Source organism: Streptomyces sp. CNP082, assembly GCF_059570535.1.
In genome coordinates, this window is sequence record NZ_JCANSZ010000013.1 from 102,654 (window position 1) to 118,008 (window position 15,355).

The following is a 15,355-nucleotide window of genomic DNA, read 5'->3' on the forward strand; positions in this document are numbered from 1 at the left end:
GTGTGTGCGCCGCGTGCGCACTGCCCGGCAGACGGCCGGAAGAAACGCCGCACGACGCCGTGCGACAGCGCAGCCAGATGCTGACAGCGCTGTCCCCGTACGGCCCATCCAGCGAGGAAGCCCATGTCCGACCACCCCGCTCGCGCCGGGAACACCGGCCCCCGCCAGGGCCGGCTCCCCTCCCGGCGGCGCCGCGCGGGCCGCGCCCTGCGCGCCCGGCTCTGGCGGGTCACGCTGCTGCCGGTGACTGCCGCGCTGCTGGTGGGCGGCGCCACGACGTACGGCGCGCTCATAGGCGGGTCGACGAGCGCCGAGACCCGCATGATCATCGGTGCCGGAGTGCTGGCCGTGGTGGGCATCACGGTCCTGGCGATACTCCGCATCGGCGCGCTCGCCGACGCCCTGGACGCCGAAGACGCCGCCCGCACCGACCGCAACCTGGAACTGACCGCCCTCCTCGAAGCCGCGCAGGGCGAGCTGCTGCGCCTGGTCGACCAGGCGCAGCGCGGCGAACGCCCCGAGCCCGACGCGCTGTCGCTCTCATCCGCTGCCCCTGCGGCCCGCACCGGCGCAGACGTCACCCCCGAGACGGTGGAGCGGCTGGTGCACGCCACCGTGCACGCCGCCCTCAAGGCCGTCGTGGACGTCTCGTCCCGCGGGCGCATCGAGGTCTTCGTCAACCTCGCCCGCCGGCTGCAGAACCTCGTCATCCGCTCCCTGGACGAGCTGGACGGGCTGGAGAAGCGGGTCGAGGACCCGGACCTGCTGCACGGCCTCTTCCAGCTCGACCACCTCGTCACCCGGCTGCGCCGCCAGGTGGAGAGCCTGGCGATCCTCGGCGGCGCCGTGCCGCGCCGCATCAGCCGGCCGATGCCGGTGAACGCCGTGCTGCGCTCGGCGGTCTCGGAGGTCGAGGACTACGGGCGGGTCAAGCTGGTGCCGCCGATGACCGGCGTCCTGGAGGGTGCCGTCGCCCCCGACGTCATCCACCTGATCGCCGAACTCGTCGAGAACGCCGCCGGGTTCTCCCCGCCCGAGACCAAGGTCGAGCTGCGCGTCGAGCCGGCCGCGGCGGGTCTCGTCGTGGAGATCGACGACCGCGGTCTTGGCCTCCAGCCCGACACGCAGGACCGGATGAACGCGCTGCTGAGCCGGAACACCCCGCAGGTCGTGGACGAGCAGATCAAGGACGGGCGCATCGGCCTGCTCGTCGTCGCCCACCTCGCGCGCCGGCACCGGATCCCCGTCCAGTTGCAGCGCAACGTCTACGGTGGCGCCCGCGCCACCGTGCTGCTGCCCAACGCGCTGCTGATGGACCCGGGGGAGAAGGGCGACCGCGCCGCCGCCCCGGCCCGCGAGCAGCAGCCCGCGGTGGCCGCGTCGCCGCAGCAGCAGCCGCAGTCACAGCCGCAGTCGCAGCAGCCGCAGCGGCAGCCGCAGCCCGCGGCCGTCGCCGCCGATGCCGCCGAGCGCCGCCCGGCCGCCGTCGCGAGCGCCGCCGCGGCGCCGCTGTCCGCCGGGTCCGTATCCGGGTCCGCGTCCGGGTCCGGGTCCGGGTCCGTCAACGGCGTGGCACGGCAACGGCAGCAGGGCGCCCACGAGACCCCCGGCGCCCACCGGCGCACCGGCGCCCACGAGACCCCCGGCGCCCCCGACCCCCTCGCCGCGTACGACTCCACCCCCGCCTACGACGGCACGGAGTACGAGACCACCGCCCCGTACGAGCGCACCGCCGCCCACGAGCGCACCCCCGCCCACCCGGCGCCCGCCTCCGCCCACCCCGACGCCGCCGCGCACACCCCCGCGCCCACCTCCGGCTACACCCCCCGCCACGCCGCCGCCCCCGCGCCGGCGGCGCCCCCCGCCGGGCAGCGCCCCCCGCTGCCCGAGCGCTCCGGCAGCCACCTCGTGCCCGAGCTGCGCCGTGAACCCGCCGCCCCCACTCCCGCCGCCGCCACCGGCAGCTCCGCACCCACCGTCAGCCCCCTCAACACCGGCCTCATGGCCAGCTTCGCCGCCGGCTCCCGCGCCGCGGAGGACGGCGAGCCCCCCGCCGGTCACGTCGCAGAACAGACCGGTTCCGCCCCCACGCACCAGCACCGATCCACGGAAGGCCCGTCTTCGTGAGCGAAAGCCTCGACTGGCTTCTGGCCAACTTCGTCCAGCAGGTCGCCAGCGCCCGCAGCGCCGTCGTCGCCTCGACCGACGGCGTGCGCATGCACGCCCACGACCTCGACACCGCCGCCGCCGACCGGCTCGCCGCGGTGGCCACCGGGCTCTTCTCGCTCGGCGGGGGCATCGGCACCGGCACCGCGCGCGGCGTGCGCCAAGTGCTAGTGGAGCACGAGGACGTCGTGCTGTGCGTGATGGCCGCCGGCCCCGGCGCCGTCCTGGCGGTGCTCGCCGAGCCGGATGCGGACCTGGGCGTGATCGGCTACGAGATGGGCCAGTTGGTCAAACGCGTGCCCACCCACCTCACCTCGCCCGCGCGGCTCGCCGCGACCGCGGCCCCCGGCCCCGCCCGGTGACATGACGTCGTACGACGACGCTCCCTGGGTGGAGGACGGAGCCCCGCGGTTACGCCCGTACGCGGTCACCGGCGGGCGTACCGCGCCGACCCGCAGCCTGGCCCTGGAGACCCTGGTCATCGCCGCCCGGACACTGCCCCGGGTGGCGCTGACGCCGGAGCACGACGAGACGCTGCGGGAGTGCCGCGCCGGCCCGCGCTCGGTGGCGGAGGTGGCCGGCCGGCTGGGGCTGCCGGTGGCGGTGACCAAGATCCTGCTGTGCGACCTGCTCGACACCTGCGCGCTCATCCTGACGGCGCCCGCGGGCCCGCCCGACCCCACCGACCCATACCTACTGGAGAAGGTCCTTGTCGGACTACGCAATCTCTGACGACTCCTTCGTCCCGCTGAAGATCGTGATAGCCGGCGGGTTCGGCGTCGGCAAGACCACGCTGGTCGGTGCGGTGAGCGAGATCCCGCCGCTGACGACCGAGGAGACGCTGACCGCCGCGAGCGTCAATCACGACAGCCTGGACGGGGTGCCGGAGAAAGAGGCGACCACGGTCGCCATGGACTTCGGCCGCATCACCCTCAGCGCCCACCACCTGATGCTGCTGCTGTTCGGCACGCCGGGCCAGAAGCGGTTCTGGTTCATGTGGGACCACCTCGCCAGCGGCGCCATCGGCGCCGTCGTCCTCGCCGACACCCGGCGGCTCGCCGACTGCTTCGCGGCCGTCGAGTACTTCGAACGGCGCGGCCTGCCCTTCGTGGTGGGCGTCAACGAGTTCGACGACGCCTACCACTACACCCCGGACGAGGTGAAGGCCGCGCTCCATCTGCGCAGCGACACCCCGGTGTTGTGCTGCGACGCCCGCGCCACCAGCTCGGCGCGCCACCTGCTCATCAAGCTGGTCGAGCACGCGCACGCCCGCTCCGTGGCGGCCAGGGCCGGGGCCCCGGCAGCACCGGAGCCCGAGGCCGCGGCAGCGTCCGCGGCCGAGCCCGCACAGCCCGTGCCCACCTCCCCACCGAGGAGCCCCGCATGACGACCTTCGACTACCACACCTCCCGCATTCTGACCGACGAGGAGCAGGACCCGGAGCTGGAGCAGCGCAAGCAGCGGCTGCACGAACTCGGCCTCGGCGACCGCCCGGACCCGGAGTTCGACGCCTTCGCCGCCCGCCTCGCCGAGGGTGCCGCCTCGCTGGCCCAGCTGGGCGGGACCCCGTACGCGATGGTCAACCTCATCACCGACCACCAGTACTTCTCCGGCCTGTACGCGCCGCCCGCCGACCTGGCCGACCCCACCCTCGCGGACCAGCAGGGCAAGCCGGAGGTCAGCCGGATCATGGACCGCGACCACGGCTACTGCCCGCACGTCGTCGGCCGGCGCACCGCGCTCGTGCTGCCCGACGTGTGCGCGTACCCCCGCTTCGCGGGCAACCCGGTGGTGGACCAGATCGGCATCCGCACCTACATGGGCGCGCCGCTCATCGACCCGGTGACCGACGTGACGCTGGGCACGGTGTGCGTGGTGGACACCGAGCCGCGCCCGTGGGGGCGGCAGGCGCAGGAGGGGCTGGAGTTCATCAAGACCCAGGCCCGTTCGCTGATGGACATCCTTGAGGAGCGCAGCCGCGGGGCGAGCTGACCGCCCCGCGGGGGCCGTCCGGGGGGCTGGCGCGCCCCCCGGGCCCCCGCGCACCTGCGCCCGCGCTCCCGGCGCTCCCCGCGCTCAGGCTGACCGGACGGTCCGGGGGCGTGCGCCCCCGTGCGCGCCGATCACGGCCTCCTCGGAGAGGCCCGGCGCCCCGATCGCCGGTGTCTCCTCCCGTGCGCGCGGATCGCGGGCTTCCCGTTCTGTTACGAGGCCCACGCCGAGGGCGCTCCCCCCGGCCTGCGCGCCCCGGGGCCCCGATCCCTCACACCACCTGGCGGGACGCCATCGTGTCCGGCGCCAGGCGCGACGACCACGGCTCGTGGTCGTCGCCGAGCGCCACCTCCGCCAGCCGCAGCCGCTGCACGTCGGACGTGCCCGCCGGCGGCAACACGTGGTACGCGTCGCGCAGATACCGCTCCACGGCCATCTCCGGGTAGAGCCCGCAGGCGCCGTGCACCTCCATCGCCGTACGGGCCGAGTCGAGCGCGGACTCGACGTTGACCAGCTTGGCGTTCTGCAGCTCCGCGTCGCACGGCAGCCCCCGGTCCAGCAGGTGCGTCGCGTGGTACGCGGCCAGCCGGGCGGTCATCAGCCGCGACTGCATCTCCCCCAGCCGCTGCTTGACGGTGCCCAGCTCCGCCAGCGGCCGGCCGTAGCGTATCTGCCGGGCGGCGAAGGCGGTGGTCTCCTCCACCAGCGCCCGGTGGATGCCCAGCGCGACGGCGGTGAGGTTGGGCCTGCCGTACAGGACGCTGGAGGAGTACGCGACCGACAGCCCGTCGCCCTCCCGCCCCAGCAGGTTCGCCGCCGGCACCCGGCAGTTGTCGAAGATCACCTCGCCGAAGCTGAAGCCGTGCAGGCCCATGGAGGGCCGGTGCGGGCCGAGCGTGCAGCCGGGGCGGTCGGCCTCCACGAGCAGTGCGGACAGGCCCTGGGAGCCGGGACCGGTGCGTACGACGACGCCGTGGAGATCGCCGACGTGGCTGTTGCCGACGAAGACCTTGCGGCCGTTGACGATGTAGTCGTCGCCGACCCGCTCCGCGTGCGCCGACATCCCCAGCACGTAGCTGCCGGAGGTGGGCTCGGTGACGGCTATGGTCGGCATGCAGACGCCGGCGCAGATCAGCGGGAGCCACGTCTTCTTCTGCACGGGGCTGCCATAGTGCACGATCTTCGCGACGCCGAGCTGCGATGCCTGCACCATCGCGCCCATGGCGGCGTTCACGCGCGACAGCTCTTCGATCACGATCGTTTTGGCGAGGTGCCCCAGCTCCATCCCGCCGTACTCGGCCTCGATGGTGACGCCGAGCCAGCCCTGCCGGGCGATGTCGCGGGAGAGCTCGTACTGCACGCTCCGCGACTCCTCCATGCCCGCGATACGGGGCCGGACCTCGCGCTCCGCGTAGGTGCGGACCTCCTCCCTGAGCCGTATATGACGCTCCGTGAGGAAGTATCCGTCCATCTGAGTCTCGCCTTCTCGCGTGCAGGGTGGGGTGAGCAGGTCGGCGTGGGCCTGTGGTGACAGAGCCGGGTAGGGCCCCTACCCACGGTGGTGATTCATCGCCATCGCCGCAGCACCGCGAAACACTCGCTTACGGGTCGTTCACCTCCCCGTGCACGCTCCGTCGCGCTCCGCACCCGCCTCGTATGCGCGCTACGGGCCATTCGTCCGGCAGCCCGGCAGGCCCGAACGCCCCCCTAACGGCCCCCTGTCGGCCGGCAGCGACCGGGCGTCAGGGCGACAGCCGGGCGCGGGCCTCGGCGAACAGCTCCGGGTACGCGCTGCCCCAGGTCACGGCCGCGTGCGAGAGGGCGTCCAGCGCCGCCCGGAGCGGATTCGCCTCCGCGGCGCCGAAGAGCGCGGGGAGCGCCATGGCCTGCTGCAGCACGTTGTCGTGCCGGCCGTCATAGGAGTCCACGAGCGTCTGCGGGACGTCGGGGTCGGCGAAGAGCAGTTCGAAGGCCCGGTCCAGGGCGTCGAGCGGCACGGGCAGGTCCTCCCCCCGGTCCAGGGCGTCGAGACCGGCGGCTATCCACCCGACGCGGTCGAGCCCGGCCGCGGTCAGCGCCCGGCGCGCGGCCCATCGGGCGAGGTCCCGCTGCGCCGCGGGGCCCGCGGCGTCGACATCGTCGATGAGGTCGCGGTCGAGCCTGACGAGCAGCATCACGTTGCCCCCGGCGGCCCGTACTCGCTCGCTGGGTATCCGCCCGCCCCACCGCTGCCGCTCCACCTCCTCGCGGGCTTCCGCGCGAGCGCGCAACTTCGCCTCCCGTTTGCGGCGCTCGGCCGAGGCCTGCTCCTCGGGCGTGGGCGGCGGGGGTTGCTTGCGGGCGCACTCGTGCCAGTACGCGGCGGTGCGGGAGGTCTGGCGGACGATCCGCTCCGGGGCGGGCGGGGCGGGCCAGAACTGGAGCAGGTAGTAGTCGACGGGCGGGCCGCCGTCGAGGACGGCCGTCTCCGCGTCGGGGTCCACGTCCATGCCGCGCGCGCAGTACCGCACCCGGTGGTCCGTCTGCGCCAACTGCGCCGCGCACAGCTCCCCGTCGCCCCAGGGGATCACCGACACCGTCGGCGAGGCGGGCCGGAAGGAGACCTCGACGACCTCCTCCCACTCCTGCGCTACGGGCGGCTCCTCCTCGTGCACCTCGACGGTCAGCCCCACCCGGCCGGTGTGCAGCCCGGTGGTCAGGAACAGATACCCGGGCACGGCGGCCCCGCACAGCCCGTTGCGCTGCCCGGCGCGCGCGTCCCACGGCGTTTCCACGTCGTCCCGTCTGCTGTCCACGTAGAACTGCATGTAGCTGACGGGGAGTTCGCCGCTGTACACCGTCTCCATGGGCCCAAGTCTGCACGCCGCCACTGACAACGGCACGGCTGCCGGCGCCGGCATCGGCGCCGGCAGTGACCGGGGACCCCTCCCCGAAGGACGCGCGTACGTTCCGTGGTGCGGACATCTCACGTCGGGCGGCGGGAGGGGCGGTCACGGTGGCCGGGCCGAAGCGGACCGGGGGGCGGGGGCGGGTGTGGGATGTCCGCGTACACCTGCGCTCACGGCGGTGAGAGGCGGGGCCCGGCCCGTACGGAAGGCAGCCCGGCTCGTCGGGGCAGAGGCTAGGACACGAGCTTCATGTCGACCCAGGGGACGGTCTCGCCCGGCAGCACGTAGCGCTCGGTCTCGACGAAGCCGTGCTTGCGCGCGAACCGCAGCCCGCTCTTGTTCGACGACAGCACCACCGTCTGGACCTCCACGGCGTCCAGCTCCCACGCCTTGTACAGCCCCCGCACGAACAACTCCTCGCCGATGCCCCGGCAGCGGTAGGGGTCGAGGACGCGGGCGATGACGGTGGCGGTGCGCGAGCCGTCCTCGGGCGGGCGCACGGTGCTGGAGCCGACGAGCTCGTCGCCGAGATAGGCGACCTCAAGATGGTGACGGCGCGCACGCTCCCGTACGTCGTCCAGGGACAGGTGATGCGTCGGGATGGTCACGTTGTGGACGTGGCACCAGTCCCGCAGCGCGTCGTCGTCGACCGGCTGCACGAAACGTAGATCGGACACCCCGGAAGCCAACCGTGCGGACGCCCCGCGCGTCAACCGCGCTGACCGCGGCGGAGCTCAGTGGCCGCCGACGGGCTCGGTGCAGCCGCCCTCCATGTACACGCCGTGCACGTCGATCTCGCCGGGCCAGTCGGTGTTGCCGCTGATGCACGGCCCGGCGCCGGCCACCCAGACGTCCCACCCGACGGCGGACGGGCCGGCCTGCTGCACATGGATGCGGTCCGCGGGGTAGCCGAGGTCTTCGAGTACGCCCTGGAGCCGCCGCTCGTCCTTCAGGCCAGCGGGCGGGACGTCCTTGAGCGCGGCGTTGATGAGAGCGGCGTGGCCCTCGCCGCGGCACTGCTCGGCGGGGGAGACGTCGGTGGTCTGCTTGTAGGCGTTGTTCTCGGCGTACCTGGGGTTCTCGGGTCCGGGACCGTCGCCGCCGTCACCGCTCGGCTCTGCGGACGGCTCCGGCTGTACGTCGCGGCACTTCGCGGCGATGTCCGGCCAGTCGCGGTCGTGCTCCTTCTGCGCGGCCCGGTTGTACTCCTCCGCGGTCGACGGTGACCCGCTGCCCGACGGCGTACCGGCCCCCGCCCCGCTCTCCTCGCCGCACCCGGCGGCAACGACCGCACCCAGACACACGGCGACCACGACACCCGCACCCCGACGCACCCCGGACCTCCCCATCCCTGCCCCCGATCCCACTCCGGACGATTCTGCCCCGACCGCGCAAGTCCCGTAGCAGCGGACGTCACGTCCCCGGCCCGCGGCTGAGGCCCGCGTACGCCAGTATCTGCGCCGCCACCGCGACCCGCCGCTCTTCGCCCTGGTGGGCATCGGGACCGTTGCCCGCCGCGCCCGCTGGAGGTTTCCTCGCTTACCGGGCCCTGCGTGATCGTCGCTACGTGCCGCGGAGCATCTCCGCGAGTCGCGACAGCGTGCCCTCGTTGCGTTTGTAGTGGATCCACTTGCCGACCCGGGTGGCCTGTACCAGACCAGCCCGCTCAAGGGTTGCCATGTACGAGGAGACCGTCGATTGCGCGAGCCCCGACTTGGCCTGCAGATGGCTGACGCAGACCCCGACCTCGTCCCGGTCGGCTATCGGCTCCCACTGGGCGAACTCGCCGTGAGGGTCCCGCAGCCAGTCCATGATCTGCAGCCGTGCAGGGTTCGCCAGCGCCTTCAATGCCTCGACCGCAGCCAGCGGGGGCCCGTTCTCCGCGTCGCCCCCTTGGCTCGTCGCCTGCGACGTCGCCACGGTCACCTCCTCGCCCGGTACACACCATCGTATCCCGATGTGACGAACTGATCTCCCTCCCGGCAGACACATTTACATATCGCGATGTCGCGATATGATCGAGGTCTTCACGCCCCTCCGGCGTCCGCCGCGCAACGCCGCGAACACCGGGTATGCACGAGAGGAAGGACATGATGTCCGAGACCGGCAAGCCGTTGATCGTCGTCGCAGGCGCCACCAGCAAGCAGGGAAGGAGCGTCGCCACCTCCTTGCTGGAGAGCGGCAGGTTCCGGGTGCGAGCCCTGACCCGGGACGCCGGCTCCGCCCAGGCCCGGAGCCTGGCGGGGCTGGGAGCGGAGATCGCCGAGGTTCCCCTTGCGCTGGGTCACCAGCGCGAGTTCGCCGACGCGTTCGGATCGGCCGAGGGGGCCTTCCTCATGACCCCGCCCATATCTCCGCCATCCACCGACGAGTTCCCCCTCGGCTGCCAGCTCGCCGATGCGGCGGCCGAGGCCGGCGTGGGTCACGTCGTCTTCAGCGCGCTGGAGAACGTCTACGAGAGGTCGTCGGGCACCAAGTACGCTCCGCACTTCACCGACAAGGCGCTCATCGCGGAGCACATTCGGACTTTGCCGATCACGCACACCTTCGTCATGCTCTCGTTCTTCTACACCAACGCGCTGGAGTACTACACCCCGCGCATCGACGGTGACACGGTGCTCATGCCCTTCTACCTCCCCGAAGACTTCCGTGCCCCGTTCGTGGACCCACTCACCGCGACCGGGCCGGCCGTCCTTGAGGTGTTCTCCAACCCCGACACCTACCACGGCGCCCGCCTGCCGGTCGTCGGGGACGTCATCTCCCCGGCCGAGATGGTCGAAGCGTTCTCCCGCGTCACCGGACTCAAAGCCGAATACCGCAGCGCCTACTCTCGCGCAGACCTGCTGACCTACTTCCCCGCGCTGGGAGAGAACCCTCTGCTGGTCGACGAGACCCTCGGCATGGTCCAGTACGCGGTCGACCTCGGATACTTCCGAGACGACCGCGACACGACGTGGAGCCGACGCATCGATCCCCACACGCTGAGCTGGGAACAGTTCCTTCGCAAGACCAACTGGCACGGCGAACCGGTCACCTTCGGCCACTAGGCCCATCGCCGACGAAACCGGACACGCGCCGTTCCGGACCCGTACGGCGATTCGGCACCCGTCCGTCAGCCGACGTAGTTCTTCAGGATCTCCGTGTCGAGTGTGATGCCCACCGGGTCGGGGAGGGTGACCTCCTCGCCGAAGGGAGCCCGGTGGATGTCCAGATAGCGCCCGCGCCCAGCGTCGGGGTTGGTGTGCACGACGACCGTGCCTTCCTCGCGGTCGACGAGGAGGTAGACGGGGATGTCGGCTGCCGCGTAGGCGGTCGGCTTGTCCTGGCGGTCACGACGGTCGGTGTCTCCGTGGGACGAGGTGACCTCGACGGCCATCAGTACGCCGTCGGAGTCCGACCACTCACCGGCGCCGGCGAAGTGCCCCTCCGGCGCCAGAGCCCCGTCGGGGCGGGCGCGTCCTTTGCGGTACTCCTCGACCTTCAGCCCGCGCCCGGTCGGGTAGAGCCAGAGATCCGGACGTTGCTGCATACAGCGCTTCTGCAGCCACACGACGATCTCGCAATGATTCCCGTCCGATGCGCACTTCTCCTCGATCCGTCCGTTGAGGAACTCCAGCGTGACGGTCTCGGGTGCCGCGGAAGCGATCTCCTCGAAGTCCTCCACCAGCATGTGTGACGTGGCGCGTTCGGCCATAACCGTCTGCCCCCTTCCAGGCGAGCGTCAGCTTCGCCGGTCCCGGACACCGATGGGTCACATGAGGTGACGAGTCACACTTTTGAGTGATCGAAGGTGACGGCCCCTCTCGCGCGGCGCGGGTCAGGTCCTCGGTCACCATGCTGGGGCGTCCGCCGCCCACCCACCCGAACGACACGCGTCCACCCAGGCTGACGAGAAAGCAGACCGCCGAACCCCGGCGCCTCGCGCAACCGGGTGGAAACCGCCCCGCACGTCGGCAGCGCCCTACGCGTCCTCCTCCGGCCGCAGGATCGTGGCCGCGGCGGCGGGCAGGTCGACGGTCGCGGTGCGGTCGGGGGTGCGGACCCGTGCCCGGACCGCGGTGTCCGTGAGGTTGAAGACGGCGAGGTAGCCGTCCGCGAGGGCGGCGGTCACGCCGGGGGTGTCGGTGGCCGGGGGCGGGGCGGCGGCCAGGGCGCGGGTGCGGGAGGCCGGCTGGGCGGGGTAGGCCACGGCCGTCAGCGGGCCGGCCGGACCGGCGGCGAGCGTGACGGACGCGGCCGTCACGCGCACCGGGTTGCCTGTGCCGTGTACGACGAAGCCGGCCCGGTCGTCGACGTTCACCCAGTTCCCCGCGAAGGCGTGCGCCGTCGGCACCGCCGCCACGTCGCGCCAGTCGGTGCCGTCGGCGGACACCTGCACGCGGTACTCCGCACCGTACGCGGCCTCCCACCCGAGCCGTACCCGGTCCACCTGGTGCTCCGCACCCAGGTCCACCGCCAGCCAACTGTCCGCCCGGGGCCGCTCCTCGCGGGCCACCGCCCAGCGGGTGGCGGGGTCGCCGTCGGTGGCGTGCAGCGGCGGGTAGACGGGGTCGGCCGACGAGGCGGCGACGGGACGGCCGCGGGCGAGGTCGGAGCCGGTGCCGGAGCCGGGGTCTGTGCCGGGTCCGGTGCCGGGGGCGTACGCCTCGACGTGCCAGAGAGAGTAGCCGTACTGCGTCGCGGGCCGGACGCCGAGGATCCGTATGTGCCGCGCCGCGACCGCCGGGAAGCGGACCTCGTCCACCCCGCCGTCGCCGCCGTCCGGCGCCAGCGTGACCGCGCCGCCCGGGCCGTGGAACGTCCGGTCGCCGTCGAGGCCGCGTACGCCCGGCATGGCCAGCGTGTGCAGCCGCAGCCGCCCCTCGTCGGGGGCGAGGCCGGACGTGGCGTACACAGCCGCGCCGGTGGGCAGCGTCGCGTAGCCGGCGGCACCCGCCGCGAAGCGCAGCACCGTGGCCGAGCCGTCGAAGCCGTCGTCGGCCCGCGTGTAGCGGGCGACCCGGCGGCCGGTGACCGCGAGCGCCGTGCCCGGCAGGAACGCGGGCGCCGCGCCCGTGACGTCGAAGAGCCAGTCGTCGTGCTCTGGCAGGAACGCGAACTTCACGTGCCCCGCCTTGCTCACCGCCAGCGCCAGCGCCTGCGCCGACTGGTGGGCGACCAGGCCGACTTCGGGGCCGTAGTCCGTGGCCCCGGCCACACTCGCCCAGTACCGGGTCTCGCTCACCGGCCGGACGTCGCCGTGCAGCCCGTCGCGCCAGGCGTGCAGCAGGTACGCGATGGCCACCTCCGCGCGCGCCTCCGGCTCGTACTTCGGCTCGCCGCTGAACTTCGTCAGCCGGTTCTCCGGCGGGTAGGCGAGGTACGGCTCCAGATGCGCGGCGAGCATCAGCTCGGAGCGGGCGGTGTACGGGTCCGCCTGGCCCATCCGGCGCCAGGTCAGGGGGAGTACGTCGCGGCCGTAGAGGTGGTAGCGGTCGTTGACCATGGGGTGTGCGGACAGCCCGGCGGCGGTACCGAGGCGGGTCAACGTGTGCCAGAGGCCGGCGGCGTTCGGCTGCTCGGCGAGCACGTCGGGCAGCGGGGCGCCGACGATGAGGAAGTGGAGGGCGTTGCGCCCGGGGTACGCGCCGGTGGACTGCTGGTACATGGGCGCGTAGGTGCCGTGGTTCTCTACGAGGTGGCCCTCGTACATGTTCTGCGCGGTGTTCCATTCGGACACCGGACGGCCGTCGAGCAGGCTGCCGTTCTCGCGGTCGGCGGAGGGCAGGCCGGTCATGTTCGACAGCCACCTGGTCAGCCACTCCCGCCAGGCGGCGGCGTCCGGGTGGTCCGGGTGGTACGCGAGCCCCGTGGCCAGGGGCATCGACTTCGCGCCCATCTCCTCGATCTTCGAGTCCCCGCGGTAGCCGCCGGCGAGCCCGTTGGACGACCACCCGCCGCTGCGCGGATCCTCGCCGGCGCCGAGGCCCGCGACGTACTGCGCGCCGCGGACGGCGATGGCGTCGACGTGCGCGCGGGTGCCGGCGTCGAGGTCGTCCCACAGCAGCCGGGCGGCGGCGACGAAGTACGACTCGAACGTCCCGTCCCAGAAGACCCGCCCGCCCCAGTCGTACCCGCCGCCGCCCCAGGTGGCGTCGGTGGCCCAGAAGTTGGTGGCGGCGAAGTGCCGGATGGTCCGTACCGTGTGATCGGCGAGCGTCTCCCGGTCGACGCCCGCGAGGTCCGCGTCGTACGTGCCGTGGGTGAGCAGCACCGCGTTGCCGAGGACGCTGACGAAGCGGAAGTCGGCGAGCGGGTAGCGGCCGGCGGCGGCGTCCCACTGCGTCTCGACCCAGCGGGTGTGCCGCAGGAGCAGCCGGTGGTAGAGGAGCGCCTCGGGACTCTCCCCGGCGGGAGCGGCAGCGACGCCGCCCCCCGCCCCGGCGAGCACGAGCCCGGCGGCGGTGCCGCCGCCCGCCAGGAGAAAAGTCCTGCGGCCAAAGGGAGTCGTCACCATATGCCTCCCGTCGCCAGGGTCCGGACCCCCGACTGTAACCGCTTACTGTCCCTGGCGGTATAGATCGCGCCGGGGCGGGGGCACGAGCGCCGACCGCCTCGTCACGGGGGCGCGCTCCGGGTACGGCACGGCCCCCGCCGGGTGGCGAGGGCCGATCACTCGGGGTCGGGTGGGGGCGGGTCAGCCGTGGTGTTTGGCGAACTCCACGAGGCTGGTGAAGGCTTCGCGGGTGAGGGTCAGGTGGGGGCCGTGGGGGTCCTTGCTGTCGCGGACCAGGTACTCGCCCGTGGCGCGCGCGTGGTCGGGTGCCCACTGGACGCAGTTGCCGCCCTGACCGTCGCTGTACGTGCTGCTGATCCAACGCATGTCACGCGGGTTTGGCGTCCTGCTCATTCGCGTGCTCCTCCATGATCGAGTGGATGAAGCGCAGTGACCGGGTCTCTGACTCGGCCGAGGCGCGCAGCCGCTCGTACGTGTCCGTCCACTCGCGTACGGCCGTCGTGGAGTCGTTCACGTACCCGTGCCCGGTCGTCTCCGAATACAGGACCGCTGCTCCGTCGGCTTGCGCAAGCAGGATAAACGGCAATCCCGACGCGGGGGTACCCGCCGTGAACCGGAGGACCTGCAAGGCGACATGAGGGCTGGCAGCCATCGCGAGCAGGTGCTCCATTTGCTCGACCATGACGGCACTGCTGCCGACGACGGTACGCAGCGCCGACTCGTGGAGAATCACCCACAGCAGGGGAGGGTCCTTACGCTCAAGCACCTCGCGTCGGCGCAGCCGGAGTTCAACCCGCTGCTTGATCTGGTCGTCTGTCTCGCGCGGGTTCGCTGCCCGGTAGACCGCCTCGGCGTACGCCGCGGTCTGCAGCGGACCCATGACGAACGCGTTCGAGTAATCCTCGATCTTCGCCGCGGTCCGCTCCAACTCGACGTAGGGGATGAACCACTCCGGATGCCCCTGCTTGCTCAGCTTGTCGCGCAGCCGCGCGTAGACGCCCGGCGTACCGGCCACCCGGTCCATGGCCTCCGCGAAGGCTTCGGACGCCAGGACGATGCCGTTCTCCACCTTGCTGACCTGCGGCGGCTGGTAGTGCAACTGTTCTGCGAACTGCTCCTGGGAAAGCCCCAGGGAATCCCGTAACGCCCGCGTCTCGTGGCCGAAATACGCGGCACCGTTCGCGTAGCTTCGCTCCTGTCCCACCCTTTCGCTCACGTGTGCAATTCCCCTTTCTTGCCGTATTGCTTGGAATGCCCCAAGCCCTTTCGAGACTACGCACAGCCCCGCCAAGGTGTGAGGGAACTCACGAACTGCCCCACCCGGAACGAGGCAAGAACCATGACCACGTATGCGCGCCAGTTCGTCCGGAGTCCCCGTTCGGTCGGTCAGGCGCGTGACTTCGTCGCGGCCCGCGTAGACACGGCTGTGGATCCCGACCGTGCCGACGACATCCGCGTGTGCGTCTCCGAGCTGGTGACCAACGCCCTGGTGCACGGCACCCCGCGGGGCCGCCAGTTCCGGGTGCACGTCACCGTCGAGGACGACGCCGTCCGCATCGAAGTCCACGACGCCAGCGGCGCACCCCCGCACCTGCGCCGCCCCGCCGCCACCGACGACCACGGCCGCGGCCTCCACCTGGTCGACGCCCTCGCCGACGAGTGGGGCGCCGGGGACCGCGACGGCCTCGGCAAGCTCGTCTGGGCGTCGTTCAAGCTCCCCGGCGTTCTGGATCCATAGGGCTCCTGGACTGATCTTCTTCCCGGCGGTCAAGGCGCGCGCTAGATTTGCCATGCGTCATCGAAGGCCGGTGCC

The 15,355-nt window shown here is 72.5% G+C and carries 16 protein-coding genes; 7 read left to right on the forward strand and 9 right to left on the reverse strand.

The window, feature by feature from the left end; translation table 11 throughout:
- Positions 1-123 precede the first annotated feature (123 nt).
- The 5 genes from B124_RS13995 to B124_RS14015 are packed head-to-tail and all read left to right on the forward strand — an operon-like array spanning position 124 to position 4,158.
- A complete protein-coding gene (locus tag B124_RS13995) occupies positions 124-2,127 on the forward strand; it encodes a sensor histidine kinase (protein WP_496503125.1) in 2,004 nt (667 codons plus the stop codon).
- Positions 2,124-2,528 (forward strand): roadblock/LC7 domain-containing protein, encoded by a 405-nt coding sequence (locus B124_RS14000; RefSeq protein WP_496503126.1) that lies wholly within the window; start codon positions 2,124-2,126, stop codon positions 2,526-2,528. The genes B124_RS13995 and B124_RS14000 overlap by 4 nt, the downstream gene beginning before the upstream one ends.
- 28 nt (positions 2,529-2,556) lie before the next feature.
- Positions 2,557-2,898, forward strand: a complete 342-nt coding sequence (locus tag B124_RS14005) for a DUF742 domain-containing protein (protein ID WP_496503127.1) — start codon at positions 2,557-2,559, stop codon at positions 2,896-2,898.
- The gene (locus B124_RS14010) at positions 2,876-3,553 is read left to right on the forward strand and encodes a GTP-binding protein (protein WP_496503128.1); all 678 of its coding nucleotides are present in this window, start codon (positions 2,876-2,878) and stop codon (positions 3,551-3,553) included. Before B124_RS14005 ends, B124_RS14010 begins: the two co-directional genes overlap by 23 nt.
- Positions 3,550-4,158, forward strand: coding sequence for a GAF domain-containing protein (locus B124_RS14015; RefSeq protein ID WP_496503129.1), 609 nt, complete (start codon positions 3,550-3,552; stop codon positions 4,156-4,158). Before B124_RS14010 ends, B124_RS14015 begins: the two co-directional genes overlap by 4 nt.
- A 271-nt stretch (positions 4,159-4,429) precedes the next feature.
- On the opposite strand, the gene B124_RS14020 is transcribed toward B124_RS14015, so the two are convergent.
- From B124_RS14020 to B124_RS14040, 5 genes are all read right to left on the reverse strand, one after another.
- Complete coding sequence (locus B124_RS14020; protein ID WP_496503130.1) at positions 4,430-5,629, reverse strand: acyl-CoA dehydrogenase family protein; 1,200 nt, start codon at positions 5,627-5,629, stop codon at positions 4,430-4,432.
- A gap of 271 nt (positions 5,630-5,900) precedes the next feature.
- Complete coding sequence (locus B124_RS14025; protein WP_496503131.1) at positions 5,901-7,004, reverse strand: hypothetical protein; 1,104 nt, start codon at positions 7,002-7,004, stop codon at positions 5,901-5,903.
- 275 nt (positions 7,005-7,279) lie between these two features.
- Positions 7,280-7,723 (reverse strand): GNAT family N-acetyltransferase, encoded by a 444-nt coding sequence (locus B124_RS14030; RefSeq protein ID WP_496503132.1) that lies wholly within the window; start codon positions 7,721-7,723, stop codon positions 7,280-7,282.
- 57 nt (positions 7,724-7,780) lie between these two features.
- On the reverse strand, positions 7,781-8,359 hold the full coding sequence (locus tag B124_RS14035; protein ID WP_496503133.1) for a hypothetical protein: 579 nt from the start codon (positions 8,357-8,359) through the stop codon (positions 7,781-7,783).
- A gap of 250 nt (positions 8,360-8,609) precedes the next feature.
- The gene (locus tag B124_RS14040) at positions 8,610-8,858 is read right to left on the reverse strand and encodes an ArsR/SmtB family transcription factor (protein WP_369696871.1); all 249 of its coding nucleotides are present in this window, start codon (positions 8,856-8,858) and stop codon (positions 8,610-8,612) included.
- Between the two features lie 278 nt (positions 8,859-9,136).
- Here B124_RS14040 and B124_RS14045 point away from each other — a divergent pair, with 278 nt between their 5' ends.
- Positions 9,137-10,093 (forward strand): NmrA/HSCARG family protein, encoded by a 957-nt coding sequence (locus B124_RS14045; protein ID WP_496503134.1) that lies wholly within the window; start codon positions 9,137-9,139, stop codon positions 10,091-10,093.
- Positions 10,094-10,158: 65 nt separating this feature from the next.
- Here B124_RS14045 and B124_RS14050 read toward each other — a convergent pair whose 3' ends face one another.
- The 4 genes from B124_RS14050 to B124_RS14065 form a co-directional block, all read right to left on the reverse strand.
- Positions 10,159-10,740, reverse strand: coding sequence for a Uma2 family endonuclease (locus tag B124_RS14050; protein WP_496503135.1), 582 nt, complete (start codon positions 10,738-10,740; stop codon positions 10,159-10,161).
- 267 nt (positions 10,741-11,007) lie between these two features.
- Positions 11,008-13,539, reverse strand: coding sequence for a discoidin domain-containing protein (locus B124_RS14055; RefSeq protein ID WP_496503136.1), 2,532 nt, complete (start codon positions 13,537-13,539; stop codon positions 11,008-11,010).
- A 183-nt stretch (positions 13,540-13,722) separates the two neighbouring features.
- Positions 13,723-13,935, reverse strand: a complete 213-nt coding sequence (locus tag B124_RS14060) for a DUF397 domain-containing protein (protein ID WP_496503137.1) — start codon at positions 13,933-13,935, stop codon at positions 13,723-13,725.
- A complete protein-coding gene (locus B124_RS14065) occupies positions 13,910-14,758 on the reverse strand; it encodes a helix-turn-helix domain-containing protein (protein WP_496503138.1) in 849 nt (282 codons plus the stop codon). Before B124_RS14065 ends, B124_RS14060 begins: the two co-directional genes overlap by 26 nt.
- A 123-nt stretch (positions 14,759-14,881) precedes the next feature.
- Between B124_RS14065 and B124_RS14070 the strand changes: the two genes are divergently transcribed.
- Complete coding sequence (locus B124_RS14070) at positions 14,882-15,280, forward strand: ATP-binding protein (RefSeq protein ID WP_496503139.1); 399 nt, start codon at positions 14,882-14,884, stop codon at positions 15,278-15,280.
- The last annotated feature ends 75 nt before the right edge of the window (positions 15,281-15,355 follow it).

Bases quoted from the DNA above. Each gene is read 5' to 3' on its own strand.
- B124_RS13995 (WP_496503125.1), top strand. From the start codon at position 124: ATGTCCGACCACCCCGCTCGCGCCGGGAACACCGGCCCCCGCCAGGGC.
- B124_RS14015 (WP_496503129.1), top strand. From the start codon at position 3,550: ATGACGACCTTCGACTACCACACCTCCCGCATTCTGACCGACGAGGAG.
- B124_RS14020 (WP_496503130.1), bottom strand. From the start codon at position 5,629: ATGGACGGATACTTCCTCACGGAGCGTCATATACGGCTCAGGGAGGAG.
- B124_RS14025 (WP_496503131.1), bottom strand. From the start codon at position 7,004: ATGGAGACGGTGTACAGCGGCGAACTCCCCGTCAGCTACATGCAGTTC.
- B124_RS14040 (WP_369696871.1), bottom strand. From the start codon at position 8,858: ATGGACTGGCTGCGGGACCCTCACGGCGAGTTCGCCCAGTGGGAGCCG.
- B124_RS14045 (WP_496503134.1), top strand. From the start codon at position 9,137: ATGATGTCCGAGACCGGCAAGCCGTTGATCGTCGTCGCAGGCGCCACC.
- B124_RS14050 (WP_496503135.1), bottom strand. From the start codon at position 10,740: ATGGCCGAACGCGCCACGTCACACATGCTGGTGGAGGACTTCGAGGAG.
- B124_RS14060 (WP_496503137.1), bottom strand. From the start codon at position 13,935: ATGAGCAGGACGCCAAACCCGCGTGACATGCGTTGGATCAGCAGCACG.
- B124_RS14070 (WP_496503139.1), top strand. From the start codon at position 14,882: ATGACCACGTATGCGCGCCAGTTCGTCCGGAGTCCCCGTTCGGTCGGT.